The 19,837-nt window shown below is 60.2% G+C and carries 17 protein-coding genes; 14 read left to right on the top strand and 3 right to left on the bottom strand.

Going from position 1 to position 19,837, the window contains the following annotated elements:
- Positions 1-710: 710 nt before the first annotated feature.
- Together P5540_17340 and P5540_17335 are read left to right on the top strand one after the other, a co-directional pair.
- Positions 711-914 (top strand): cold-shock protein, encoded by a 204-nt coding sequence (locus P5540_17340; GenBank protein HRT66585.1) that lies wholly within the window; start codon positions 711-713, stop codon positions 912-914.
- Positions 915-1,030: 116 nt separating this feature from the next.
- Positions 1,031-4,552 carry a DUF4091 domain-containing protein gene (locus P5540_17335; GenBank protein HRT66584.1) on the top strand — a complete coding sequence of 1,174 codons (3,522 nt, stop codon included), beginning with the start codon at positions 1,031-1,033 and terminating at the stop codon, positions 4,550-4,552.
- Positions 4,553-4,570: 18 nt separating this feature from the next.
- Here P5540_17335 and P5540_17330 read toward each other — a convergent pair whose 3' ends face one another.
- Positions 4,571-5,920 (bottom strand): SUMF1/EgtB/PvdO family nonheme iron enzyme, encoded by a 1,350-nt coding sequence (locus P5540_17330; GenBank protein HRT66583.1) that lies wholly within the window; start codon positions 5,918-5,920, stop codon positions 4,571-4,573.
- 230 nt (positions 5,921-6,150) lie between these two features.
- Between P5540_17330 and ffh the strand changes: the two genes are divergently transcribed.
- The 11 genes from ffh (at position 6,151) to P5540_17275 (ending at position 16,081) form a co-directional block, all read left to right on the top strand.
- Entirely contained in the window at positions 6,151-7,503 is a 1,353-nt protein-coding gene (gene ffh, locus P5540_17325) for a signal recognition particle protein (protein ID HRT66582.1), read from the top strand.
- Between the two features lie 160 nt (positions 7,504-7,663).
- Complete coding sequence (rpsP, locus tag P5540_17320) at positions 7,664-7,987, top strand: 30S ribosomal protein S16 (GenBank protein ID HRT66581.1); 324 nt, start codon at positions 7,664-7,666, stop codon at positions 7,985-7,987.
- A 4-nt stretch (positions 7,988-7,991) separates the two neighbouring features.
- Positions 7,992-8,222, top strand: a complete 231-nt coding sequence (locus tag P5540_17315) for a KH domain-containing protein (protein HRT66580.1) — start codon at positions 7,992-7,994, stop codon at positions 8,220-8,222.
- Positions 8,223-8,243: 21 nt separating this feature from the next.
- Complete coding sequence (locus tag P5540_17310; protein HRT66579.1) at positions 8,244-8,768, top strand: hypothetical protein; 525 nt, start codon at positions 8,244-8,246, stop codon at positions 8,766-8,768.
- Between the two features lie 82 nt (positions 8,769-8,850).
- Positions 8,851-9,603, top strand: a complete 753-nt coding sequence (gene trmD, locus P5540_17305) for a tRNA (guanosine(37)-N1)-methyltransferase TrmD (GenBank protein HRT66578.1) — start codon at positions 8,851-8,853, stop codon at positions 9,601-9,603.
- A complete protein-coding gene (rplS, locus tag P5540_17300; protein ID HRT66577.1) occupies positions 9,600-9,986 on the top strand; it encodes a 50S ribosomal protein L19 in 387 nt (128 codons plus the stop codon). Before trmD ends, rplS begins: the two co-directional genes overlap by 4 nt.
- 68 nt (positions 9,987-10,054) lie before the next feature.
- Positions 10,055-10,684: a ribonuclease HII gene (locus tag P5540_17295; GenBank protein HRT66576.1), complete on the top strand. Its 630-nt coding sequence runs from the start codon at positions 10,055-10,057 to the stop codon at positions 10,682-10,684.
- Positions 10,685-10,698: 14 nt separating this feature from the next.
- Positions 10,699-12,447, top strand: coding sequence for a tetratricopeptide repeat protein (locus P5540_17290; protein HRT66575.1), 1,749 nt, complete (start codon positions 10,699-10,701; stop codon positions 12,445-12,447).
- Positions 12,448-12,483: 36 nt separating this feature from the next.
- Positions 12,484-13,794: a C45 family autoproteolytic acyltransferase/hydrolase gene (locus P5540_17285; GenBank protein HRT66574.1), complete on the top strand. Its 1,311-nt coding sequence runs from the start codon at positions 12,484-12,486 to the stop codon at positions 13,792-13,794.
- 422 nt (positions 13,795-14,216) lie between these two features.
- On the top strand, positions 14,217-15,347 hold the full coding sequence (locus tag P5540_17280; protein ID HRT66573.1) for a PilZ domain-containing protein: 1,131 nt from the start codon (positions 14,217-14,219) through the stop codon (positions 15,345-15,347).
- A gap of 5 nt (positions 15,348-15,352) precedes the next feature.
- Positions 15,353-16,081, top strand: a complete 729-nt coding sequence (locus tag P5540_17275; protein ID HRT66572.1) for a hypothetical protein — start codon at positions 15,353-15,355, stop codon at positions 16,079-16,081.
- A 56-nt stretch (positions 16,082-16,137) separates the two neighbouring features.
- Here P5540_17275 and P5540_17270 read toward each other — a convergent pair whose 3' ends face one another.
- A complete protein-coding gene (locus P5540_17270; GenBank protein HRT66571.1) occupies positions 16,138-17,535 on the bottom strand; it encodes a hypothetical protein in 1,398 nt (465 codons plus the stop codon).
- Positions 17,536-18,050: 515 nt separating this feature from the next.
- Between P5540_17270 and P5540_17265 the strand changes: the two genes are divergently transcribed.
- On the top strand, positions 18,051-18,536 hold the full coding sequence (locus tag P5540_17265; GenBank protein HRT66570.1) for a hypothetical protein: 486 nt from the start codon (positions 18,051-18,053) through the stop codon (positions 18,534-18,536).
- A 332-nt stretch (positions 18,537-18,868) separates the two neighbouring features.
- Here P5540_17265 and P5540_17260 read toward each other — a convergent pair whose 3' ends face one another.
- Positions 18,869-19,708: a transposase gene (locus tag P5540_17260; protein HRT66569.1), complete on the bottom strand. Its 840-nt coding sequence runs from the start codon at positions 19,706-19,708 to the stop codon at positions 18,869-18,871.
- Between the last annotated feature and the right edge of the window lie 129 nt (positions 19,709-19,837).

The raw sequence follows: 19,837 nt of genomic DNA, 5'->3' as shown, positions 1-19,837 counted from the left end.
TCCAGGTTTCCCATCGGAACCGGTGTTGTTCCGGGATTCCGCCGGGTCCTGTCTATGCTACAAGCGGTTTGAGAAAACATCACAGAATTCTCGCGGTGCGCCCCATGCGAGCCGCATGGGACGATTCTAGGGCAAGCGTGATGCAAATACAAGAGACGGAAAATCTGACATGGGCGTTGTCCCTAATCCAGTTTCTCTTCGTGTGCGTGCTCGTGTTCGTACTCGTGCTCGTAATCGCAATTGAAACAATGAGTTATGAACATTTTCACTCACTTGCAAGATAATCCATGAGAACTTATTCTCCTCCCCCATGGAGAAAGCCGAAATCTTTTACAAGTTCTCATCGTAATCGTCATCGCTCTCAAAACCCCGCGGTCTTCGCACTCGCTAAATCATTGAAATTCAATTTGTTGTGCAAGTTGCTCCGGAATTTCTTGTTGCTTTTTATAGAAGCGGGGCTTGGTCGACCGCACGCAAGGAACGCGGCGGGGATGCCGCGTCCACAGTGGAAGCGGTATCTTGCTGCTTTATGGTTATTTTCCCGCAAGGGGCGGGACGAAAAATGATCTTGCATTTACAGGGGATTCGTGTAATACTGGTCTATGTGATTTCGCGGGTCATGGGCGGGAATTAGTTTTCGGCGCCGTGGGTCGCGACGGGTGTGGGGATGTTCTGCCCGGGAAAAAGAACTGCAAGTGGAGAAGAGAATTATGGCAAGTGGTACAGTAAAGTGGTTCAATGATGAGAAGGGGTATGGATTCATTACTCCGGATGATGGGGGCGAAGATTTGTTCGTCCATCATTCCAACATATCCATGAATGGCTTCCGGTCATTGAAGGACGGCCAAAAAGTGACCTACGAGCCTGGTCAGGGCCGGAAGGGCATGGAAGCGACCAAGGTGATGCCCGCGTAAAGGAAAAAGACGGACCACAAACCCCGGCCCCGCGCCGGGGTTTCTTGTTTTAGTGGGAGAACAGGGCATAGGCTACCCGGGCGTTTGTGCGAGGAAAAAGCCAAGGAGAAGGACGCATGAACCGGACAGGAATGGGTTTGCTGGGATGGGCGCTGCTGATTACGGCGGGAAGCGTTGGCCAGACGGTCGAGATTCGGAATCCTTCCTTTGCGGAAGGAGAGGTCGCGCCCACGGGTTGGACGCTTTCCGGCGGGCAGGGAATGTGGGCCGCAGAGGGCCGGGATGACGCGCGTTCAATATCGGTTACGGGAACGGGCGGCACGGAAAACAGCAATTTCTGGGTGTCGGAGCCGCCGGCGTTCGAACCGAACAAGGTGTACCGGCTGCGATTTTTTGCGCGATCCGACGGCGCGTCGTCGGGGGGAACACCGATATCGGGACCTTTCTTCTGCAACCGCGATCTGGGCGGCATTCCAAATACGTGGACGGAATTTATTTCGATATTCGCGGCTCCGGCGAGGATTGATGCCGGGATGTCGCGCCTCCGCTTCGGCCAGTGGGAACGTTCGGACACGGTGTTTTTTGATGCGATCGAATTGGTGCGCGCCGATCCCATCTATATGCGGAAGGACGGGTTCACGCTGGGGGAAGGCGAGCGCATCGCCGGCCACACGTACACGTTTACGGCCCCCTATTACGGCGAATCGCGCAACCAGGCGCGTCCGCTCGTCCGGCACCAAGGGACGTTCAACACGCTGCGCTGGATCTTTCCGGGAACGGACGAGGTGGTCTATCGCCATGAAGTCGGGCGCCGGCAGACCGAAGCGTCGGTCACCGCCGGGACCTGCTGGTACAAGGGCGGGGAGGTGGTGGTCGAGGCTGGACGGGACGGGGAAGTGTGGCAGGAAATCGGCGCAATCCATGAAAAGGCCAGCCGGACCTTCGCGCTTCCGGAATCCTTGTTTCCCGCCGAGACGGTCTGGATTCGGCTGAGACCGCGTCCCGATGGGGAATTGCCGGACGGTGTCAATCCAGGTTCCATGCAGATTGACGCGTACGGGTATCGGGCCACGCTGGAAGGCGCGCCCGTGTATCTGAACGGCGCCACGCGTTTCGCGGCGGTGAAAACGGCCGATCCGCGGTTCGAGGTCAGGCTGACGAATTTCGGCGAATGCGTTCCGGGCGGGGACAATGCATTTGAAGCCGATATTCTGAACACGGGCAACGAGACGATTGCCGCCCGTTCCACGCTGACGTTTGCAGGCCCGGGCGCGGAACCGGAAGAAAACGCCGTTGACGTTGCCATCAAACCGGGCCGGCAAACCATCCGGTTGCCGTACCGTGCGCCCAACGCGGGGAAATACACGGCACGGTTCAGTCTGGGTTCGGGGCTTTCGTATCGGGCCGAAATGGATGTCCGGGTTCCGGACTTGCACGAGGCCTCGTACGGGTGGCGGCTGCCGCAATCGTCGGATGACCTCGGCTTGTGGTGGTGCCGTTCGGGGTGGAAGATCAGCCGGAGGCGGCCCCTGCCGGACGCCGTTTCCGAATATGTATCAATCCAGGCGGCGGCCAACGAGGCCGACGCCGCCCAGATCGTGTTGCGGCCCAACCGGAATATGCAGGGGTTGCGCGTCCATGTGCCGGAACTGCGTGGTCCCGGCGATGCGATGATTTCCGCCGAACGCGTCGAGGTGCTTCGGGTGCGTTATGTGACGGTCGAGCAGCCGACCGATGCCGTCGGCGCGGCGGCGCCGTGGCCGGATCCCCTGCCGCCGTTGAAAGGTCCGCTCGATCTGGAAGCCGGAACAAACCAGCCGCTGTGGATCCGCGTCACGGTTCCCGCCGACGCGCCGGGCGGGGTGTATTCGGGCGTCATTCGGCTGGAAACTGGCGAGTCGCGGATCGAAATCCCCTTGCGGGTGACCGTTTTCGGTTTTGCCTTGCCGGACCGCATGACCTGCACATCGGCGTTTGGATTCTCGCCGAACAGGGTCTTCGTGTATCAAAAACTCGCGACTCCCGAACAGAAGCGGGCCGTGCTCGACATGTATTGGGCCAATTTTGCCGCCCATCGCATTTCGCCCTACGATCCCGCGCCGCTCGATCCCTTCACGGTGACGTGGCCGGTGTTGGGCGACTGGACCGGCCACGGCCTCCGCGATCGAAGCGAACGATTCGCGGGGGAAAGCGCGCTGTTCATCGAGGATGCGAGTCCCACCATGTCCGCGGAACATACCTACGCCAAACATCTGGCTATTTCGTCGCAAGGATTCCGTCTGCGGTTCATGTACAAGACCCGGGAGGCCGGACAGGAGATTCTTGTCACGTTTACGCATTTTGACAAGGACGGAACCTGGATGACCGGCCGCAACAAAGATATTGTCCTGCGGGGTGATGGAACATGGCAGTCGTTTGATGCCGCCATCGAGTCGTTTCCGGAGAATGCGCGGTCGGCGCGGTTCACGCTTCGCCCGGTCCTTTGGGCCGAGGATGGCTCGACCGTGGGTGCGGCGTGGTTCGATGACGTTTCGATACAGGACGCCGCCACGGGCGAAGACCTTGTTTCCGGCGGCGATTTCGAACCGATCGATCCGGGAGCGCTGGTCCCGTCGTTCGACTGGACCGCATGGGACGCGGCCATGACGTGCGCGATGGACACGTATCACTTCAATTCGTTCCGGCTTCCCATCCAGGGCATGGGCGGCGGAACGTTCCACGAGCGCTGGGAACCGAGCCTGCTCGGTTATGGCGAGCATACGCCGGAATACCAAGCGGCGTTTCGCGGCTATTGCCGTTCGCTTCAGGAGCATCTACGCGAAAAGGGGTGGCTGCCCTATTCGTATGTCTACTGGTTCGACGAACCGGAGCCGCGTGACTACGAATTCGTGATGAACGGATTCCGGCGCCTCAAGGATGTCGCGCCGGATTTGCCCCGCATGTTGACCGAACAGGTGGAACCGGCGCTGGTAGGCGGGCCGAACATCTGGTGCCCGTTGACGCCGGCCTACAGCATGGAGGCGGCGGATGCGCGGCGCGCGGAAGGGGATCGTTTCTGGTGGTATGTGTGCTGCGGCCCCAAGGAACCCTATTGCACGCTCTTTCTCGATCATCCCGCGGTCGAACTGCGTGTGTGGCTGTGGCAGACGTGGCAGCGCAAGATTGACGGGATTCTCGTCTGGGAAACCAACTATTGGAACAGCCGTCCGGCCTATCCCGATCCCGATCATCCGCAGAACCCGTATGAGGACACGATGAGTTGGACGGAGGGCTACGGCACGCCGCCCGGCACGAAATTGCCCTGGGGCAATGGCGACGGCCGGTTCATCTATCCGCCGGAAGCCGCGGCGGATGGACGCCCCGCCGATCCGGTCCTCGAAGGCCCCGTGGACAGCATCCGGTGGGAGATGCTGCGCGACGGCATCGAAGATTACGAGTATCTCGCCATCCTCCGGCGCATGATTGATGAACGAGGCCCCGAATTGTCCGGGGAGAAACGCGCGGCATACAGCGCGTTGTTGGAAGTGCCCGCGGACATTACATCCGATCTCACGACCTTTACCCGCGACCCGGAACCCATCGAGAAGCGTCGCGAAACCATCGCACGCGCCATCGAATCCCTTGCGGCGGCCCGGTAACGGAAGCCGCGGCCCGGTTCACGGCGTCCGCGCCGTGCGGAAACCGAGGAACATGAACGCGCGGTCGGGGCGCATGCTGGCCCGGTGCGCCGTGCGACACGCGTCGGCGTCTTGGAACCAACTTCCGCCGCGCACGACGCGTGTGCCGCCATAAGCCGGGCCTGCGGGGTTGGTCTGTTCGTCTTCGGTATACAGCCCATAGCGGTCGCCGCACCATTCGAGCACGTTTCCGCTCATGTCGTAACAGCCGGCGGGGCTGCGCCGGTTCAATGTGCCGTTCGTTCCGTTATAGTAACCGATTGGGGTAGTGTATGGAAACAGAGAAAGACCGATGGGATTCGGGTAATAGGCAGCCTGTCCCTCTTCCATGACGGCATAGTTGCAACGGCTGAAGTCAATGTTGTTGCTTGAAAACCCGTAGATCCAGCGCGACGGGCTAGGCGACGCGTCCCATGCCGCGGCGCGTTCCCATTCGGCCTCGGTCGGGAGCCTGAACCCGTTTGCGCCATTCGGCGCGGGCGACCATGTGGCCAGATTGTAATAGGGCGCCAATCCCTGCGACTGGCTCAGCCGGTTGCAGAACACGACGGCGCCGTACCATGTGACCATGACCACGGGATGGTTTTCCATGGATCGCCCGTCGCGCACCTTCGGCTCGAAGCGGTTCTGTGCAAAGGCGATCTGGCAGTAGCCGCTGCTTGCCGCCAAGACCCGCTTGCCGTAGGCATAGACGTCGCCGCCGGCATAGGCTCCGCCGGTTTCGTTGACAATCAGTCCCTCGTCGAGGAGGGCGTTGAGCGCATCGGCGAATTCTTTATTGGTCACTTCGAATTTGCCGATTTCATAGGCCGACAGCGTCACGCGGTGGCGCGGATATTCGTCTTCGGCGCCGGCTTCGGCGTCGGTGGCGCCCATGTTGAAGGCGCTGGCGGAAATGGAGACCATTTCGCCGGGATGAATGGCGTCGCCCGGTGTGGCGCCGGGCGTTGTCACTGAAATGAATTTTTTCTTGACTCTCGTATGCAAGACGCCGGTGTTGCCCTTGGTTTCGGGCGCCAGCGTTTCAAGGATCAACTTGACGTCGTACTGGTTCGGTTGCGTGTAAACGTGAATCGGATCCTGGACGACGTCGAAACCGTTATCGCCGAAATCCCACCACCAGCGCAGGACGGTTTCGCCGGGGGCGACCTGGGAAATGTCAATGAACTGCACGGTCAACGGCGCCGCGCCGGACACCGGCCACGCCATGAAATCGGGTTTCGTCTTCGGCGTAAACGGACATCCGGCAAACGATACCGTCAAAAACAGACACGCCAAACCCATTGCCGCCCATCGCTTTGTGATTGTGATGCTTTTTTTGGTTTGCATGGCCGATTCTCCCTTCGTTTCGCTTACCTCTATTATAGGCAATATGTCCGGCATGTCAACCCGGTATGTTTTTCTACGCATTTTTCGGATGACCGGGCAGGCCGCCCCGCTTGCGATGGGCGGGTAAAAATTGAAGTCAGGGGCATCCGTATGCTACGATACTCTGCTGTGAATGGGGAGATCTGTCTCTACAGAAACAGGTTTCCGGACGATAAACCACGGGCAACCGTATGTTTGAATCATTAAGCAAAAAACTGGAAGGCGTCTTCAAGGATATTCGCGGTCTGGGCAAACTGACCGAGAAGAACATGAAGGACAGCCTCCAAGCCATCCGGATGGCGCTGCTCGAAGCCGACGTCAATTACAAGGTCGTCAAGCAGTTTATCCAGGACGTGCAGGATGCCGCCGTCGGGCAGAGGGTGCTCGACAGTATCCATCCGGGCCAGCAAATCGTCAAAATCGTTCACGATGAACTGGTCAAGATCATGGGCGGCAAAAACGAGCCGCTCCGCATTTCGCCGAATCCGCCCACGATTATCATGATGGTCGGCCTCCAGGGGCAGGGCAAGACGACGACGGCCGGCAAACTGGCGCGCCTGCTCAAACAGAACGGCCATCATCCGTTGCTGGTCGGCGCGGATGTGTATCGCCCCGCCGCCATCCGGCAGTTGGAGGTCGTGGCCGGGCAGGCCGGCGTTGAATGTTTCAGCCTCGGCGAACATGCCAATCCGGTTGACACGTGCGTCATGGCGCGCGGCGAGGCGCAGATGCGCAATTGCGACGTGATCATCCTCGACACGGCCGGGCGTCTCCATGTGGACGAACAGATGATGGGCGAGGTCCGCCAAATCCACAAGTCCGTTTCGCCGCATGAAATTCTGTTTGTCGCCAACGCGATGATCGGCCAGGACGCGGTCAACGCGGCCAAGGAATTCCACGAGGCCCTCCCGTTGACGGGCGTGATCCTCACGCAGTTGGACGGCGACGCACGCGGCGGCGCGGCGATCAGTCTGATTACGGTGACGGGCTGTCCGATCAAGTTCGTCGGCACGGGGGAACGGCTCGACGCTCTCGAACCGTTCCATCCGCGGCGTATGGCGGATCAGATTCTGGGCATGGGCGACGTCGTGTCGCTTGTCGAGCGCGCGCAGCAGGTCGTGGATCGCGAACAGGCGCAGAAATTCCAAGAAAAGGCCCGCAAGGCGACATGGGATCTCGAGGATTTCCTGCAGCAGATGCAGCAGGTCAAGAAGATGGGGTCCATCGGCGATCTGATCAAGAAGATTCCGGGCATGAGCAAACTGATGCCGCAAGGCGCGGAATTGCCCGAAGACGAACTCAAATACACCGAGGCGATCATTTATTCGATGACGCCTTACGAGCGGCGTCATCCGAACATCATCAACGGCAGCCGGCGTCGTCGGATCGCCGAGGGCAGCGGAACTTCCGTGCAGGATGTCAACGCCGTTCTGAAAGATTTCGAGAAGATGCGCAAGATGGTCAAGCAGATGATGAAGAATGTTCCCCGGGGCAACAAGGGCGCCTTCCCGCCGATGGCGCCCCCGCCGGGGATGGGTTTTTAGCGGCGGACCCGAAAAGGGTTGGTCCGGGCGAATCAGCCAGATGGCGAGACCGCGCGGCGGTTTCGATAGCGAGTACGGTTACGAGCACGAGCACGGGCACGACAGCAGTGCGCGCAGGTTCTGCCGGACGGCGTACTTGGGCGATGATGAAAGGAGAGCAATGGCAACGGTAATTCGGATGAAGCGGGGCGGGCGCACGCATGCGCCGTATTATCGGGTGGTCGTGATGGACTCACGCAGCCGCGGCCGTGGCCGCGAGGTGGATTCCATCGGATATTATCACCCGTGCGCCCATCCGGCGCCGGTGTCGGAAGTGGACACCGAAAAAGCGCTGGCATGGCTGGCGCGCGGCGCACGGCTGACCGACACGGTCAAGGACGTCTTCTCGAAAAAGGGCATATTGGCGGCGCATGTGGCCGGCAAGCCGGCGGAGGCGCCCGTGCCCGAAGCGACGGAAGCGGTAAACGAAACCGCGGCGGAATAGTGCCGTGAAAGAATTGATTGAACTGATCGCGAAGAAACTAGTCGCGCATCCGGACGAGGTCCAGGTGACCGTTACGGAAGGCGAAGAGGGCGAAACGATCGAACTGCGCGTAAATCCCGAAGACATGGGCCGCGTAATCGGCAAGGCGGGACGCACGGCCAAGGCCATCCGTGCCTTGGTGAATGCCGCCGCGTCCAAAGCCGGCAAACGCGTGTCGTTGCAGATTGTCGAGTAGCCCGCGCGAGGCGTATCGGCCATGACGGCCCGGCGAACCGAGATCGGCAAGGTGCATTCGGTCAACCCGCCCAAGCGCGAGTTGCGGATTCGGCCGTTCTCCGGTGAAATACCGCCGGATGTGGCGTGGTTGTACGTAGCCGGCGCGGCGGGCGTCGAAACGCGGTACCGGGTCGAGCGGATTGACGGCGACCGGGTGATTTTGACGGCCGGCGTGACGCGCGACGCCGTGGCGCAATTGCGCGGCGCAACGGTTTGCGCGGATGTTGATGTGACGGCGGCGGATGGCTGGCAGAACCGCTTGGCCGCCCTTGAAGGATTTGCCGTGACGGACGAGGCGGATGTCCGCCTGGGAACCGTGGCGGCGGTGTATGCGACTGGATCGAATGCGGCGATCGAAGTGGCCCGGACGGACGGCGGAAGCCTGATACTGCCGGCCATTGATCGCGTGATAGTTTCAGTGGATATGGAACGGGGCCGCGTGGCCGTGAAGGACATTGCCCTGTATGCAGTTGAATCGTCGAATCCGCGCACAGATGTGCGGTAGCACATGGTTGTGCTCGTAATCGAGGTGAATTTTCAATTACGAGCGCGAACCTGAGCGCGAGCACGAAGAAGGTGAAGGAGCGATGCGGATTGATGTCCTGACGTTGTTTCCGGAACTAATCGAGGCCGGCGTCGGCGTGAGTTTGCTGGGCAAGGCGATCCAGGAAGGGATTCTCGAAGTCGTTGCGACCCAGATTCGGGATTTTGCGACGGACCGGCACCGAACCGTTGACGATGCGCCTTATGGCGGCGGCGCGGGCATGGTCATGAAGTGCGAACCGATTTTTGCGGCGGTTGAAAGCCTGCGCGACCGAAACTCGCTGGAACGGATCATCTTGTTGTCGCCGGCCGGGCGGCGGCTCGATCAGCAGGTCGTCCGCGAACTGGCTTCGGCGCGCGATATGGTGTTGTTGTGCGCGCGGTATGAAGGCGTGGACGAGCGGGTTCGGACGGGTTTGTGCACGGACGAGATTTCGATAGGCGATTACGTGATCAGCGGCGGCGAAGTGGCGGCGCTGGCGATCATCGAGGCCGTGAGCCGCATGCTTCCGGGTGTCGTGGGCGCGTGGGAATCCGTCGCCACGGACTCGTTTTATGACGGCTTGCTGGGATTTCCCCAGTATACCCGGCCGCCGGAATTTCGCGGCATGGGCGTGCCGGATGTATTGGTGTCGGGCCATCATGCGGCGATCGAACGGTGGCGCCGAAAACAGGCGCTGCGGTTCACGCGTGAACGGCGGCCCGATTTGTTGATGAATTGTACTGAAGCGGACAAGGCCCTTCTCGCCGAAATCGAGCGGGAAGAGGCGGAACGCAAAAGGGAGATGGAACAGTGAAAGCGTTAGCGGAACTTGGCGCCGCCCAGAAAAAGCCGGCGGATAAACTTCCCCAGTTCAACATTGGCGACACGGTGCGCGTGCATTTCCGGATTGTCGAAGGCGAAAAGGAGCGCATTCAGGTCTTCGAGGGCGTGGTGATAGGGCGCAAGGGCAAGGACACGCCCCATGCGAATTTCACGGTTCGCCGCGTGGCCTTCGGCGAAGGCGTCGAGCGCGTGTTTCCGCTGCATTCCCCGCGGGTCGAAAAGGTCGAAGTGACGCGCGAGGGCAGCGTCCGCCGCGCGAAACTGTATTACCTGCGCGAACGGTCGGGCAAGGCGGCCCGCGTCAAGGCGAAAGGCCGCGCAACGAAAAAGGCCCCGGCGGACACGCAGCAGTAGCCGTTTCACGAACACGGCCAAGGGGCGGCCATGGCCCGCCCGTTTGGCGCCCGGTGGGACTTGGCGGCATGCGGCACACAGGCGACATGATGGCGTACGAAGCGGAAGCCATGTCCAACGGCTTTCGTCGTGTCGCGGGTGTGGATGAAGCCGGGCGCGGACCGCTTGCGGGACCGATCGTCGCGGGGGCGGTGATTCTTGCCGAGCCCATCGAGGGTCTGAACGATTCGAAACAACTCACCGCCCGCCGGCGCGAAGAACTGTTTGCACAATTGCACGAGGGCCGGCACGTCATCGGCGTGGGTATCGTCGAAGCCGCCGAGATTGACCGGCACGGTATCCAGACCGCCAACTATGCCGCCATGGCCCAAGCCGTCGCGGCGCTTGATTCGCCGCCCGATTTTCTCCTTGTGGACGGGTTCGCGATTCGCGGATGCGTCATGCCGCAGAAGGCCATCATCAAGGGCGACAGCCGTTCATTCTCGATTGCCGCGGCCAGTATCATTGCAAAGGTGACACGGGATCGGATCATGGACGATCTCGACGCGCAATACCCCGATTATGGTTTCGCGCGGCACAAAGGGTATGCTACACGCGAGCACTTGGACGCGCTACGGCGTCTGGGGCCGTGTCCCGCGCACCGGAAGAGTTTTGCGCCGATATGCCGGCCGCCGGCGCCGGGCGATTTGTTCGAGTAGATGGAGCCTACGACATGAGATGCCCGGCCAACAGGCACGGAGCCTATTTCCTGATTGCGTTGTGCGCGGTGTGCGGATGCAACGGCGGATGGCGGGAAGGCCTCGCGGCGCTGATGGATCGCGAAGCGACGATGGCGCCGCCGCCGCGTTCGGAGGCATACAGCCGTTTTCTGGCAGGCACGCTGTACGAGCGCAAAGGGCAGCGGGCCAAGGCCATCGCCGAAATGCGCGCCGCCTCCGACCTCGCACCCGATTCCGTCGCGCTGAGCATTCAACTAATCCGGTTCTATCTCGACGGGCAGGATTACGCCAATGCGCGCATGATGGCGGAGCGCGCCCTGCAACAGGCGCCCGGAAACGCCAACCTGTGGATTCTCCTGGGGGAAATCCTGCACCAGTCGAATGATCCCGAAAAGGCGATCGAGTGCTTTCAAAAGGCATTGGAAATCGATCCCGAAAATGCGCTCGGCTACGGCGCGCTCGTCTCCGCGCAGGAGACCGCCAACGACGCCGTCGGCGCCGCCGAGATTTACCGCGGCTTGGCAAAGCGCGTGCCGGACTCGCCCGGCATTCAATTTCAACTCGGCCTGAGTCTTGCCCGCATCAACGACGGCGACGGCGCCCGCGCGGCGCTCCAACGGGCCCTTGAACTCAAGCCGGACCTTGTCCGCGCGCATTACATCATCGGCGTCATCGAACTCGACGCGAACCGCAACGAACAGGCCGCGGAACACCTCGCCCAATACGTCGCGGCGGCGCCGGACGACGCGCGCGCCCGCGAAAACCATGCCGGGGCGCTGGCTCGCCTGAAACGCTATGGGGACGCGGCGGATCAGATGATAGCCGTTCTCGGCATGACGGGCGCCGAACCGCGGCATTATCTCGAGGCCATGTATTTGTTGATGCGCGCGGGGAGGCATCGCCAAGCCGACGAATTCATCCCGCCGGAGGGTGCGCCCATTTTGGGATCGTTTCTACGCGCCCTCGCGCGCAAGGGAATGGGCGAGCCGTATCTGCCGGTGCTCGAATCGCTCGACGCCATCGAAAGCGACGCGGGGGAGGAATGCGTCAGCCACCTGAACGAGATGATGACGCTTTTCGGCAAGGAAGACATGGGATCCTGGCTGGCGGCCGCGCTTGCGGAAACCGGATTCGCCGGCCGCACCACGGACATCATTCTCGGCCGCGTCTATCTGGCCATGGACCGCAACGAGGAGGCCGAGAAGGTCTTGCTGGGCGCCTTGGACCAATACGGATCCGATCCGGCCATCCATTATACGCTGGCGATCGTCTACGACAATTTGAAGCGTCTGCCGGACACCGAAAAACACCTGAAGGCCTGCCTTGAAATACGGCCGGACGATCCGGAAATACTGAATTTTCTGGGCTACCTCTACGCCGATCACAACATCAATCTCGACGAGGCCGAGAAACTGCTCAAGCGGGCTGTCGAACTCGATCCGGGCAGCGGCTATTATCTGGACAGCCTCGGCTGGGTATATTACCGGCGCGGCCAGGCCGACAAGGCCATCGAACTGATTCGCAAGGCCATCCTACTGATGGACAGCGACGACGCGGAACTCCGGAACCATCTGGGGGACGCCTATCTTCTCAAGGGCGACACGGCGCGGGCGCTGGCCGAGTGGAGGCACGCCGAGCAACTCAACCCGAAACTGCCCGGGCTTCGGGAAAAAATCGAAAAACACCTGAAACAGGACGGACAGGGCGAAACGAAACCCGGCAAGGGTGCAGGCGGTCAATAAAACGTGCGCCGCTCCGGCAACGTAAAGGATGACATCATGTGCAAGCGCAACCTACCCCTTGCGATCGGCCTTTGCATCGTTCTTGTGTGTCTGGCCGCTTTCCCGGAGCCCCCTTCGGCAACGAACGCCACGATGGAAACGTCCGCGGCGGCCAACCGCAGCGAAGCCCTTCTCGGTTCGACGAGCGAGACGTCCGGCGAGCGCACGCTGCCTGCGGACCACTGGCTCGTCGGCACGAGCCACGTCAAGGATATGTTTCCGGCCATCATCGCACCGGAATCTCCGCGCAAGTTGCTCGCCGAATACGGCCCCGCGTATCTCGAACAGATCGGCGAGACGCGCGTGCTGCACCTGAAAGGCACGCACCGCGAGATGGGCGTCCAGCATGGCGCGCTGTTGAAGGACGAGATTCTCGTCGGCGCGAAACTCATCCAGACCGTCGGCGCGGTGACGTGGGAGAAAAATTTCAAGGCGAGCAGTCGCGAAGCGTGGCAACGGACTAGCCCCTTTATCCCACAGAAATACAAGGACGAAATCGCCGGCATGGCCGAGGCGACCGGTCTGCCCGTTGAGGAGGTGGAGGATTTCACCATCTTCCCGGAACTGTTCCATTGCAGCGGATTCGCGGTATGGGGCAAGGCCACGGCGGATGGTTCGCTGATGCACGGGCGCGTGCTCGATTACATGCGCGAGGTGGGCCTTGACCGCTGGGCGCTCATCATCATCCAGGAACCGGAAGGCGCGAACGCGTTTGTCAATGTCGGCTATTCGGGAACCATCGGCAGCGTGACGGGGATGAACGCGCGGCACGTCGCCATCGGCGAAATGGGCGGCGGCGGCGCGGAGAAATGGGACGGCATGCCGATGACGCTCCTCGTGCGCGAGTGCCTCGAAACCGCAGAAACCCTCGACGACGTCAAGCGAATCATGTCCGACACACCGCGCACCTGCGAGTATTATTACGTCGTCAGTGACTCGAAAGCGGACGGCGGGCGCGGTTCCGCCGTCGGCGTGGCGGCATGGCCCGGCAAGATTGAATTCATCGGGCCGAACGTGTTTCACGAGTTGCTGCCAAGGCCGCTCGAAGACGCCGTGATGCTGTCCGCGGGCGACCGCTACCAGTGCCTCGCGAACCGCGTCGAAAAGATGTACGGCAAGATTGATGTCCAAACGGCCCTCGACATCATGGCCCGCGGCGTTTCGATGTCCAGCAACATGCACAACGCTCTTTTCAAGCCGGACACGCTCGAACTGTGGGTGGCGAACTCGACCCTGCGGGATCCCGCCTGCAACCGGCCCTACATGCGCTACGATCTGCGCGCGCTTATGGCGGACAAGCCCCGCTGATCGTTGGCGCCTGCGAGCACCGGTATTTCGGATCCTGCCGTAACTCCGCAATCAATGCCTCAATAGGATTCTGTAATGCGTTCAACCGGAAAAAGACCTTTTTCGGGTAATTGCAGCCTGCAACAAGGTTCGAAAATCCGGTATTCTCAACGTTTGTGTATGTCTCCGCGCCAACGAAAAAAACACGGAGAGGAACGATGGTTGCGCCGACAGGCATTTGAGGCAAATCGCCCAATTATTGAAGTTCAACCCGAAACGCGGCTGGAACGGTATACAGGCAGCGGTCCGCATCTTGCGTGTGGATCGCGGGGTTTATGGGCCTATTGTAAAGTCTTTCGGAGTGTTGGTAAGATGCCGTTGTAAGAAACAAGCGGGCCTTGCGCCCCGATTTTCGTCTTGAACGTTTTGGAGGAGACGACGCCGTGCAACAGTCGGTGTTTCCATTCAAATTTCCGGAAACCACGCAGGCCGCGGTCGCATGGATTTGTGGGGCTTTTCTCGCCACATTCATCCTGATTACCGTCATAGAAGCCCTTCGCCGTTGGATGAACCGGCGCATGCAGATCCGGGCCGAATGGCGGGTTGTGGACAACATGATGCGCGAACGGGGATTTTCCGGCGAGGAGCAGAATTTACTGCGTTCGATGATTCAGGCCTATTCGCCCAAAACCCCGCTGCCCGCCCTCACCACCCGCCGGAATTTCGACGCGTGCGTCGAACAGAAAATGGACGCCTTGTTTTCCTCGGGCGACATGGATCGCTTCGAGAAGGTCGGCATCATGCTGCGCGACCTGCGCGTCCGCCTGGGTCTCGATTATATCGCTTACGGCATGCGCATCTTTTCGACGCGCGAATTACATGTCGGCCAAATGCTCTGGATTGCCCCGGCGGGCAAGGGGCCCACGTGGACCAAGTGCCTTATCTCCGCGATTGACGAGGCGTATTTTTATGTCGCGCCCAAGGACAAGGACGCCCCCCTGCCGGCGTTGGGCAACGAAGTGCGGTTTCATCTCTGGCGCGAGAACGACGCCCGGTACGAGTTCGCGGCCAAGCGCATGCGGGCAAATGAATCCGAAATTCCTTGGACGATTCTGCATACGCGGGGTCTCAACCGCATCCAAGCGCGCAACTTTTACCGCATCCGGTTTCACCAAGAGGCCACGGTGGGCATCCTGGCCGCGTATGGGGAAGAGGATGCCGTGGCCGGATTGCGTCCGCGCAGGGTCGTGACGCGGTTTGGTGGAACCCTGACCAGTCTTAGTGCGGGCGGATTCGCGTTGGTGACGCAACATGCGATTCGCGAGGCCACCCTGATCCGCACCCGGATTGCCGTGCCCGGATCGCCGCCGTTCGAGGTCGAGGCGGAAACCGTGGGCGTGGAGCATATTTCCGGTCGGCAGCACTTGGTGCGCGCCCGGTTTACCGCCATAACGGAAGACAACCGCGACATCATCGCGAAATATGTCTTGCAGGCTCAACGGCCACGGTCCGGATCGATCGAGCCCCAAGAACCCGAGGCGCCGGAGACCTCTTCGGAGGACGTGACGGAGTAGGCCCGGTGGACATCCTCCTGCAAGCCGTTCAAGCCGTTCAAAAAAACGTTTCGGCACTGGGCCTTTACCTCCTGTGCACCGTTCCGGCCAGCGCGCTGGTCCTTGCGGGAAATGTATGGATGGGCATGGAAGGCGATTCCGGGGCCGCCGTCAGCGGAACATTGGTGGCCTATCAGGCCGGCAGCGATGCGTTTCTAATTGCGGCATACGCCTTGGCCCAATCGCTGGCCTTCTCACGCATGGGCCGCCAAATTGACCGGCCGATCTGGAAATGTCCGGGCGATCGGGAAGCCATCAGGCGCTATTTTCCCCTTTGGATCATCCTAAACATCGTGGCCGTCGGCTCCCAACGGCTGGTTGTATGGCTGCCCGCCCTGATGGACGATGAATCGGCGGCCATGCCGGTGTTCTGGCTGATGGCCATCGTCATGGCCGTCTACCTGCCGGTCGGCGCGGCCGTCATGTTTGCCGGAAAACCCGATTGGCGACAATTGGGAGAAGCGCTTGCGCCCTTGGGCCGCCAATGGACAAAAACCTTGTCCATCTGTTTTTTCAGCGGGGTGATCTATTTTCTGCTTGTCATTCTCATCCTTCAAAACCAGTCGCAAAACTGGATCCACCCCGTCATAGACGTCATTTCAGGCTATTTTGATTGCGTCATTTTCTGCGCGACGTGGCTCCTCTGCATGCTTGATCGCCAGATGCCCCAAGAGGATGATCTCGATTATTTTTGATTCCGGAACGGGCCGTTGAACACCGGGCGATAGATCACGTTACAAGCCTTTGGGTTCTAAGGACGAATTCGCGAGCGGACACGTTGCGGCAGCAATGACGGGGCCATCAACAGAATCGCGGCAATCAGGGCGGCCAAACCCTGGGATGTTGACGCGGGCATGTTCGCTAGTTCTTCGGGATTCCATGCGGCGGCGGTAATATTCAAGGGTCTTTCCGCCTTGTTTGCAAGGAATTGCGCATCCGCGACCGATGCGTCGGGAGGCAGGAAATAAATGCGACGCGAAAGCGAAAATAGCGAATAATACACGAGGTAAGGATCGGTGTTGGGAATAAACTGGTCGAACCAGTGCCCGCTCGATCCGAAGGCATAGGCATCCCCGGTGCATTGGCGGACGGTTGGCGCGGCGTCGTCGAGATAATAACTGGTGGGGACGTAGCCTGCGATATCGGTTTCAAAGAGGTGCCACATGACCAGCGTGCCCTGCGGGCCGCTTACCATTTCCCAGCGCAACGGCCCCGGAGGCACCACGTCGGGCACGCCGTCAATAACGACGCCCGACGGCAGGTTGTTGTTCGAATACGTCATGCCTTGTGCGGCGGGCGAGTAGTCAAAAAAGTCCAGTACGCTGTCAATCGAATGAACCCGCAGCCACGTGGTGATGATCTGTTGCTGTTCATAGAATATATTCTGACGCTGCGTTCGCGGTCCGCTGTTCGCGCCGACATAATTGCGGATGACGCGGATCGGTCCCGCCCGGTTCGCGACGAACGCGCCTTCCCATTCGCAGAACGTGTCCTCGGAACGGGTGCATTTGCCCGGGGCAAAAAGGTTTTTATGGCGGTCGAGGATGTTCACGCCGGTGGCCGATCCCGCGAAAATGCGCAGACCGTCCGATTTCCACCGATCACAGAAATGCCACTGGTAATAGGGCGTGGTGATGGTGGTGTCTTCGGGATTTGGACCGGGAATGGCGTAAGTGGTTTTATAGTCGCCCGACAAGAGGTTGAAATTGTAGTTGACATACTGCGCGCCAGCGCCCGGATCGAGCGTCCCGTCATGTCGAAACAAGTAAACATAGCCGGGTTCGCCGCCCAAGGGGTCTGTAATCGTTATCTCGACGCCCGTTCCGTAACGGACGTGGTCGGGAAGGGAAATCGGTTCCGTGTTGCGCGCGCCCGCATCCTTGGCCATGAATACGATTTCATCGTCCGCGTCCAGAGCCGGATCGGGATCGGGCCCGGTGTGGGTGCCGGCGTCCACATAATCGAGCCGCCTGAAATCCCCGAAAAACCAGTTGCCATTATAGACATCGGTAAAATCAATGATGGCGCGCTCGTCCACCTGCACCGGAATCTGCCGCCATTCACCCTCATACCGGAACGCGGCGATGTCGCCCGGCGCAAGTCCCATAAGTGATGGCGTCTGCGATCCGGTAAGGATCACCGGATCCATGGGGCGATCCAGAGCGGATGCGTTCAAACAAGTGGCCGCGGCCCATAGAATCGTCGCCCCCCACGAAATCCACGAAAACGCCGGCGTTGTCGGATATACGTACCCCGCGCCGGTTCCATTTTCATGCCGCGCACGAAGAGTGCAGACATGAAAACACATTGCGGACGGACCCATGGGCTGGCCCTCCAAGCCTCTTGATCAACATTGCACGCATCCAGTGTACCAGAAATCGCTTGAAGCATACATGCTCCAAAGACGGATTCCCGCCGTGGGCCAGGCGGATATTATGGATTCGGTGCTTTTTTAGCCTTCACGGGACACACCTGAAGCATTCGGATTCCATAACCGAATTTGGGGTAAAATGATTGGCGTTGTGGAATTGGTTTTGCACAACCGTCGAGGTAGAAAATGCCGCGAGCAGGGAAACGCGAAATATTCGCAAAGGCGGACCCTCGTGTCTCCGACCTTTTTGGCCTTTGGCCTGGACCCGCGGCGGCCATGGGAGGCAAGTCGCGATGAATGAATCCGAAAAAAGGCATTGGCTGTTTCGCGCGCATGTGGTTGACCGCGCGGGCGCGTTGACCAGCATTGCATCCGCCTTCAGCAACGAGGGAATCAGCATAGACACCGTGGTCGGCCACGGCGTCGAAGAACAGGCCCACGTGGACGGCAGCGTGGTCCTGACTTTTTTCTGCACGGAACAGGAGCGGGACATCATGGTCCGCAAGATTCGGCGGCTGAGCAAGGTCATGGATCTGGAAGAGCATCCCTACGATTCACGGCGCCTGCGCAAGTCGGCGATTCTGATGACGTCGCGTCGGCTTACCCCGCGTGATGTGGCTGGCGACGAGACTTTTCTTACCTGCGAACTCGTGGACACGACGCCCGAAGGCTGGACCTATTTCCTCGCCGGTTCGCCGAAGGAACTCCAGCCTGTTCTCACCCGCCTCGAATCCGAGGGGATCGTCAAGGACATCGTGTATTCCGTCCTCGGATTGTAAAAATTGGTTTGGCTGTCGGGTGCAAGGTGTTTCGCGCGACGTATTCCGCCCGGTGGTGAATAGTGATACGACCTTCCCGTTTACCTCTTTCCCGCGAAAGAGACTATCGGGAAAAACCTGTTTCGACCCGTAATCGGCCGTTGGATCGTTTTATCTTGAGAGTACCGAGTTCTTGAGACAAAAAGATGAGAATTTCCACGAAGATTGGCGTTTCCGGGCCATTTCATGTCGGATCGGGCAACGAGATCTTGTGTTGAAATTGAAAATGGCCGCTTGGTAGCGCCGATTTCCAAATCGGCATGTCGTCCTGAGTTCAACATTGGGACACCCGATCAAGTGAAAAGGTCGTACAGCCGCTGCTGTTCCTCGTCCATCTGCAACAACGTTCGACGTTCTTGCGGGTCGTTGGGCAGGCGGAAGGTCAACTCGTACATGGTCTGGGTTAGTTCAGCCGCGCATTGGGGGCTGATCGCGACCTTGGCAAGATGTAGGCGGCGTTCAAGTTCCTTGTAAATGGTGTAGGCGACGAAGGCCACAAGTACGTGGGCTTCAATGCGACGACGTCGGCGGTGGTGCATGGGCCGAATGCGCAGGTCCGTCTTGGAGATACGGAAGGCCTTCTCCACCTGCCACAGTGGGCCGTAGTTCTCAATCACCGCCTGGGGTGGCCGATCGGTGTTCGTCAGGTAACCCTTCAGGCCGTCCCACCGGCCCGCAGGCCGGCGCAGCGCCGAAGGAGCTCCTCCTGGACGGCTTGCGTTTCGTTGCGCATGCGAGCGGCGACAATGAACGGGTATTGTTCGCCGTCGAGCGCATCCAGGTTCGCACTGGAGGATTTCCGCGCTCATCCCGCCGGCGCCCAAGCCCGATACGTCTTGTTTGTCTTCCCGGTGCAATACCGTCAACGTCACCGACACCTTCCGGCACGCCGAAAGCGGTTTGCCCGGCCCCTCGTCCGCCCGTACGCAACTATACCGTAATTGCCCGTCCAGCACCGGCGTCAATTCCGGATCCGAGAAATACACCTCCTCCACACTGGCGACCAGCGCCTCCGCCTCCCACTTCGACAACCCCGCCCCCACCATTGCCTCCGTCAACATCCGCGCACTTTGGCGCTTCATCGCCATCCGCTGCGCTTGTGCATCCCTTCCGCTCGTGCTACACTTATCCATGGCATTGCCTCCCGTTGGTTGATTGCTACGGAACACAATGCCACGGCGGGTTTCCAATGGGGAAACCCGCCTCTTTTGTGTGCCAAGCATGGCGCGAATCTAAGGGGCGAAAGTCCCCTGCAAGCCCTG

It is taken from the genome of Candidatus Hydrogenedentota bacterium, from assembly GCA_035450225.1.
Classification (GTDB): Bacteria; Hydrogenedentota; Hydrogenedentia; order Hydrogenedentales; family SLHB01; genus DSVR01.
The sequence above is the reverse complement of the archived record's forward strand: the minus strand, read 5'-3'. Positions and strand labels throughout refer to the sequence as shown.